At 35.2% G+C, this 6,532-nt stretch carries 5 protein-coding genes; all 5 read left to right on the top strand.

Translation table 11 applies throughout. The annotated features are described in order from the left end of the window. The first annotated feature begins 173 nt into the window (after positions 1-173). From RWZ86_RS07940 to RWZ86_RS07920, 5 genes are read left to right on the top strand one after another with little or no spacing between them, the layout of a single operon-like run. Positions 174-455: a DUF1507 family protein gene (locus tag RWZ86_RS07940; protein WP_006703508.1), complete on the top strand. Its 282-nt coding sequence runs from the start codon at positions 174-176 to the stop codon at positions 453-455. Between the two features lie 23 nt (positions 456-478). Next, a complete protein-coding gene (locus RWZ86_RS07935) occupies positions 479-1,765 on the top strand; it encodes an FtsW/RodA/SpoVE family cell cycle protein (RefSeq protein ID WP_314681218.1) in 1,287 nt (428 codons plus the stop codon). Beyond that, entirely contained in the window at positions 1,743-5,171 is a 3,429-nt protein-coding gene (locus RWZ86_RS07930) for a pyruvate carboxylase (protein ID WP_314681216.1), read from the top strand. Before RWZ86_RS07935 ends, RWZ86_RS07930 begins: the two co-directional genes overlap by 23 nt. A 19-nt stretch (positions 5,172-5,190) precedes the next feature. Continuing rightward, entirely contained in the window at positions 5,191-6,195 is a 1,005-nt protein-coding gene (locus RWZ86_RS07925) for an NADP-dependent oxidoreductase (RefSeq protein ID WP_314681212.1), read from the top strand. A 28-nt stretch (positions 6,196-6,223) separates the two neighbouring features. Continuing rightward, a complete protein-coding gene (locus RWZ86_RS07920; RefSeq protein WP_314681210.1) occupies positions 6,224-6,517 on the top strand; it encodes a YlbG family protein in 294 nt (97 codons plus the stop codon). The last annotated feature ends 15 nt before the right edge of the window (positions 6,518-6,532 follow it).

Genomic DNA, 6,532 nt, shown 5'->3' with positions numbered 1-6,532 from the left:
ACCAAAAGAAAATAATAAATAATGTATAAAACTCCATTTAAGGTATGCTACCTCAGATGGAGTTTTTTTGTGATTCTGTATTTAAATTGAATTAATTTCTCATCATTCTTTAGAAAAAACGATGCTTTGTGGTATAATTATTTTGAGTTATTTTATTCAAAAGGAGAAAGAAAATGTCAGAGATTAATCAAAATCATGCTCTTGAGCAATTAAAAGAAAATGCTAATAAAATTTACCAATTAATTAATCAACAAAAAAATCATTTATGTATTGCTAAATGTCCAGCTTTTGAAGAAGTAGTGGATACTCAATTGTTTGGATTATCAAAACAAGTAGAATTTGCTGTAGCGATTGGTGTTGTGGAAGCGAATGAAGGACATCAATTAATGGCTGATTTGGAATATGCATTAAATGAAGTATATAGCGATGTATATGAGAAAAACTGGCAATCTTAAGGAAAGAAAGAGGAATTATTGTTTTGAAAGTACAAGATAAAATAAAAAATCTCTTCCAAGTAGATAAAATCATTTTAGTTATTTTTATTTTATTATCTGCATTTGGTCTTGTAATGATTTATAGTGCAAGTAGTTATTTTTCATTAACATCTGTAGGTAATTCTGAATATTTTTTAATTCGCCAATTTGCCTTTGTTGTGGCAGGAATTGCTATAGCTATTGGAATTGCAAATAATGGGAAAAAATTCTTTTTTAATGAACGAATATTACAGATAGTATATGTAATATTAATTTTATTACTCTTATTCGTTTTCACTCAATCAGGAATTAAGGGTGCTAAAAGTTGGATTAATTTACGGATTTTTAATTTACAACCTTCTGAATTTGCTAAAGTTATTTTAATATGGGCAAGTGCTTTTTATTATCATAAATTTAAAGATAATCGTGATTGGAAACAATTATATATGTATCCAATGGGAATGCTTTTATTAGTAAGTATACTTGTTTTAATGCAACCAGACTTTGGAACTGTTATGATTACAGTCGTAATGATGTGGTTATTAGCATTAACAACAGGATATTCTAAAAAAGCGATTAAATATTCTGGAGTAGCTTTTGTCATTGGTTATTTGTTTACCTATTTACCGATTTCTATTATTCAGCACTTACCGTTTAAGGCTTATCAAGTTGGACGATTTCTTTCATTCCATAACCCATGGGATGATACGAGTGGTGTAGGTTATCAATCGATTCAAGGATTCTTAGCTTTGGCTAGGGGTGGATTAACAGGTACTGGTTTATCTAGCTCTATCCAAAAAACAGGATTTTTACCAGAAGCCCATACGGACTTTATTTTAGCGATTGTTGGAGAAGAACTAGGATTCATTGTTGTGTGGCTTGTATTAGTCGTTCTATTCTTCTTAATTATATATATTTTTTGGAAGTCTCAATTTTGTCGATCATTATTTTCTCGATACTTATGTCTAGGCGTTGGAATATTTCTATTAGTACAAAGTGGAGTGAATATTGGAGCGTTACTTGGGTTAGCGCCAATTACTGGGGTTCCACTACCATTTTTAAGTTATGGTGGTTCAAGTTTTATTGTTTCGAGTATTGCGATAGGAATGGTACTTTTTGCATTAAAATATGACAAGGAATACCAAGAAGATATGATGAATAAAATCAGAATGAATGAATTTGAACTTGTGGAAGATGAAAATAATGAAGGTTCTCAAAAAGAAACATTTCAAGAAAATAAAGAATTGATTGAAGAAAAGGAGGAAGAGCATGAAGAAATTACTGGTGGCTAATCGTGGAGAAATTGCGATTCGTGTATTTCGTGCCGCTGCAGAATTAGGGATTGAGACGGTTGGTATTTTTGCCAAGGAAGATGATCATTCATTACACCGTTTTAAAGCGGATGAAGCCTATTTAGTTGGAGAAGGTAAGAAGCCAACAGAAGCCTATCTAGATATGGATGATATTATTCGTATTGCGAAACAATCAGGGGCAGATGCTGTTCATCCTGGTTATGGTTTTTTATCTGAAAATATTGATTTTGCAAGAAAATGTCAAGAAGCAGGACTAACCTTTGTTGGGCCTCATTTAGAACATTTAGATATTTTAGGTGATAAATTAAAAGCAAAAACTGCGGCGCATAAGGCTGGATTACAATCGATTCCTGGGACAGAAGGGACAGTGTCTTCTGTTCAAGAAATTTATGAATTTGGAGAACAATTTGGTTATCCGATTATGATTAAAGCTGCACTTGGTGGCGGCGGTCGTGGAATGCGTGTTGTTTATCGTAAGGAAGATGTTCAAGATAGTTATGACCGTGCCGTTGGAGAAGCGATTAAAGCTTTTGGTGCTGGAGAATGTTATGTGGAAAAATATATTGAAAATCCACAACATATAGAAGTACAAATTTTAGGGGATAATTATGGAAATGTTGTCCATTTATTTGAACGTGATTGTTCTGTTCAAAGACGACACCAAAAAGTGATTGAAGTAGCTCCATGTGTTTCTCTATCAGAAGAAATGCGCTCCAAAATTTGTAATGCTGCAGCTAGCTTTATGAAAGAAATTGGGTATGTCAATGCAGGAACAGTTGAGTTTTTATTAGATGGAAACCAGTTTTACTTTATTGAAGTGAATCCAAGAATCCAAGTAGAGCATACCATTACAGAATTGATTACAGGAATTGATATTGTTCAAGCACAATTAAAAATTGCACAAGGAATGGATTTACATCAAGAAATTGGCATTCCTACACAAGAAAACTTAACATTTAGTGGTGCTGCTATTCAATGCCGTATTACTACTGAAAATCCTGAAAACAACTTTTTGCCGGATACTGGTAAGATTAATACGTATCGTTCACCTGGTGGATTAGGTATTCGTTTAGATGCGGGAAATGCCTTCCAAGGAAATGTAGTTACTCCATATTTTGACTCGCTATTGGTAAAAGTATGTACATATGGTCGTGATTTTTCTCAAGCAGTTACAACGATGCAACGTGCATTAAAAGAGTTTAGAATTCGTGGAGTGAAGACAAATATTCCATTTTTAAAAAATGTAATCCATCACGAAGATTTCTTAACTGGAACCGCTAAAACAACGTTTATTGATACAACACCTGAATTGTTTAAGTTTCCAAAGGAAAGCAATCGTGGAAATAAAATTTTAAAATATATTTCTGAAATTACGGTAAATGGATATCCAGGAATTCCGCAAGAAACAAAGGCGTTTGAGAGACCCACTTATATCGAAACATTGAATCCTGTTTCAAAACCACAGCAAACTGCTAAGCAGTTACTGGACGAAAAAGGTGCGGATGCAGTTTCTAAATGGGTATTAGAACAAGAAAAAGTTCTTTTAACGGATACAAGTTTTAGAGATGCGCATCAAAGTTTAATGGCAACAAGAATGCGTTCGATTGATTTAATTCAAGCAGCACAACAATATGAAGCTGCGGTACCTCAGTTATTCTCAGCAGAAGTTTGGGGAGGGGCAACTTTTGATACAGCATATCGTTTCTTAACAGAAAACCCATGGAATCGATTAGAAAAAATTCGTGCAGCAATGCCAAATACGCTCTTACAAATGTTATTGCGTGGATCTAACGCAGTAGGATATTCGAATTATCCAGATGCGGTCATTCGAGCGTTTGTTTTAGAAGCAGCTGCAGCAGGAATTGATGTGTTTAGAATTTTCGATAGCTTAAACTGGTTGCCTCAAATGGAAGTGAGTATTCAAGCCGTTCGTGAAGCAGGGAAAATTGCAGAAGCGACAATGTGTTATACAGGTGATGTATTAAATCCAATGCAAACTAAATATACATTAGAATATTATAAACAGTTTGCAAAAGATTTAGAAAAAGCGGGTGCGCATATGATTGCCATTAAAGATATGGCAGGATTATTGAAACCTCAAGCTGCTAAACAATTGATTACAACTTTAAAAGAATCAGTGGATATTCCCATTCATTTACATACACATGATACAAGTGGCAATGGAATTTTAACATTGGCAACGGCGATTGACGCTGGAGTGGATGTAGTCGATGTAGCCTTTAGTGCTTTAGCAGGTGGAACTTCTAACCCAAGTATGGAAACTTTATATCATGGTTTAGAAGGTACGACTCGTCAACCTGAATTAGAGATGGAAAATGTAACAAAATTAAACCGTTATTGGGGAACAATCCGTAAATCTTATCATGCATTTGATCAAGTACAAGTTTCTCCAAGTCCTGAAGTTTATTATCATGAAATGCCAGGTGGACAATATACAAATTTATACCAACAAGCTAAATCAGTTGGTTTAGGAGAACGTTTTGAAGAAGTGAAAGATATGTATCACCGTGTGAACCAATTATTCGGAGATATTATTAAAGTAACGCCTTCTTCTAAAGTAGTTGGAGATATGGCGTTATTCTGTATTCAAAATGAACTCAATGAAGAAAACATTTATGAAAAAGGATTAACACTATCTTTCCCAGAGTCTGTGATTCAATTCTTTAGAGGGGATTTAGGTCAACCAGTTGGAGGATTTAATGAAAAACTTCAAAAAGTTGTATTAAAAGAAATTGAGCCAATTACGGTTCGCCCAGGATTATTAGCTCCTGAAGTGGATTTTGAAGAAGTTCGTCAAGAATTAGAAACTTTATTAGGGCATAAACCAAAAGAACAACAAGTACTAAGTTATCTCATGTATCCAAAAGTTTACAGGGAATACCAAGAGAGAAAAGAACTATATGGAGATTTAAGTAAATTAGATACTCAAACCTTCTTCTATGGAATGCGTATGGGCGAGACAATTCAAATGGAATATGCTCCAGGAAAAGTCTTCATGATTACCTTAGTACAAATTGGGGAACCTGACCAAGATGGAAATCGAATTATGTTCTATCGATTTAATGGACAAAGCCGAGAAATTATTGTGCATGATGCGAGTGCAACAATGACAACTGTTAAACGACAAAAAGCAGATGCGAATGATTTTGGACAAATTGGAGCAACAATGCCAGGTAGTGTCCTAAAAGTATTTGTGACAAAAGGTGAAGCAGTTCGTAAAGGACAAGTGTTACTTGTAACAGAAGCGATGAAGATGGAAACAACGATTCAAGCACCATTTGATGGTGTTGTTGAAACGATTGCTGTTAAAGAACAAGATATGATTGATGTTAGTGATTTATTATTAACAATTCGTAAAAAATAATGAAGAGAGGAGAAATTACATGAAAGTTGCACAACATACTACTTATAATAAAAAGAATATTAAGCTGAATTTAATTGAAGTTCCTAGACCAACTATGAATGAAAATCAAGTTCTGATAAAGGTGTCTGCAGCTGGGGTTAATCCCCTCGATAACATGATCTCTCGTGGAGAGGTTGAAATGATTGTCCCGTACAAACTCCCACAAATTGCAGGTAATGAAGTCGTTGGAATCGTTGAAAGCATTGGTAACAACGTTGGTAACTTTAAAGTAGGGGACCGTGTCTTTGGACGTCTACCGCTTGACCATATTGGTGCCTTTGCAGAATATGTAACTGTCGATAGCCAGGCACTAGCCAAGGTACCAGACTATCTATCAGACGAGGAAGCTGCTGCTGTACCTCTTACTGCCCTAACCATCATGCAAGCCTTAGATCTCATGGGTGCTCAAGCTGGAAAAATCATCTTTATCTCTGGTGGCACGGGAGGTGTTGGAGGAATGGCCATTCCAATTGCCAAGGCCAAAGGCTTGAAAGTTATCACCAATGGTGCTGGCGATAGTGCTGATCGTGTTCTGCAACTAGGAGCGGATCGCTTTATCGATTACAAAACAGAGGATTATACAAAAACTGTTAGCGAAGTTGATTACGTCCTCGATACTCTTGGTGGGGCTGAAACTGAAAAGCAAATGTCTATCATGAAAAAAGGTGGTCACCTGGTATCTCTTCGTGCTATACCAAACGGTGCCTTTGCCAAACGCATGAAGTTGCCAAAATGGAAACAGATAATCCTCGGATTAGCAGGTCGCAAATTTGATAAGATGGCGGATAAATATGGTGTTCACTATCATTTCATCTTTGTAGAAAGCAATGGCGCTCAATTACAAGAGGTAGCTGATCTCTTGAGCACATTAAAACTCAAACCATCTATCGATACAGTCTATCCATTTGAAGAGGTGAATAGCGCATTAGACAAGGTCGCTAACGGTCGCTCTCGTGGTAAAACAGTCCTCACTTTTAAGAAATAGAAAGATGGGGAGTTAAAAAGGAGTAAACATGGAACAAGTTGAAAGAAGAGCAATTATTGTATGGCTCTATACATTAAAACCAATCAAACAATTAAAACGTTTCGGTAATATTCAATATATTTCTAAACGTCTAAAATATATTTACTTGTATGTGAATGAAGAAGAAGTGGAAAGTGTGATGGATAAAGTTAGCAAATTTCACTTTGTTCGAAAAGTTGAAGTATCTCCTCGCCATGAAGTTCGAATGGATTTTACACAAATCTTACCAGAATTACGTGAGGAAATTGAATTAGAAAAACAAGCATTAGCTTCAGAAGCGTAATGTTTATGTGTAAAA

Origin of the sequence: uncultured Granulicatella sp., from assembly GCF_963545075.1 — a bacterium.
Taxonomy (GTDB): Bacteria; Bacillota; Bacilli; order Lactobacillales; family Aerococcaceae; genus Granulicatella.
The sequence above is the reverse complement of the archived record's forward strand: the minus strand, read 5'-3'. Positions and strand labels throughout refer to the sequence as shown.

Coding starts and splice junctions, on each gene's coding strand:
- RWZ86_RS07925 (WP_314681212.1), top strand. CDS start 5,191: ATGAAAGTTGCACAACATACTACTTATAATAAAAAGAATATTAAGCTG.
- RWZ86_RS07930 (WP_314681216.1), top strand. CDS start 1,743: ATGAAGAAATTACTGGTGGCTAATCGTGGAGAAATTGCGATTCGTGTA.
- RWZ86_RS07940 (WP_006703508.1), top strand. CDS start 174: ATGTCAGAGATTAATCAAAATCATGCTCTTGAGCAATTAAAAGAAAAT.
- RWZ86_RS07920 (WP_314681210.1), top strand. CDS start 6,224: ATGGAACAAGTTGAAAGAAGAGCAATTATTGTATGGCTCTATACATTA.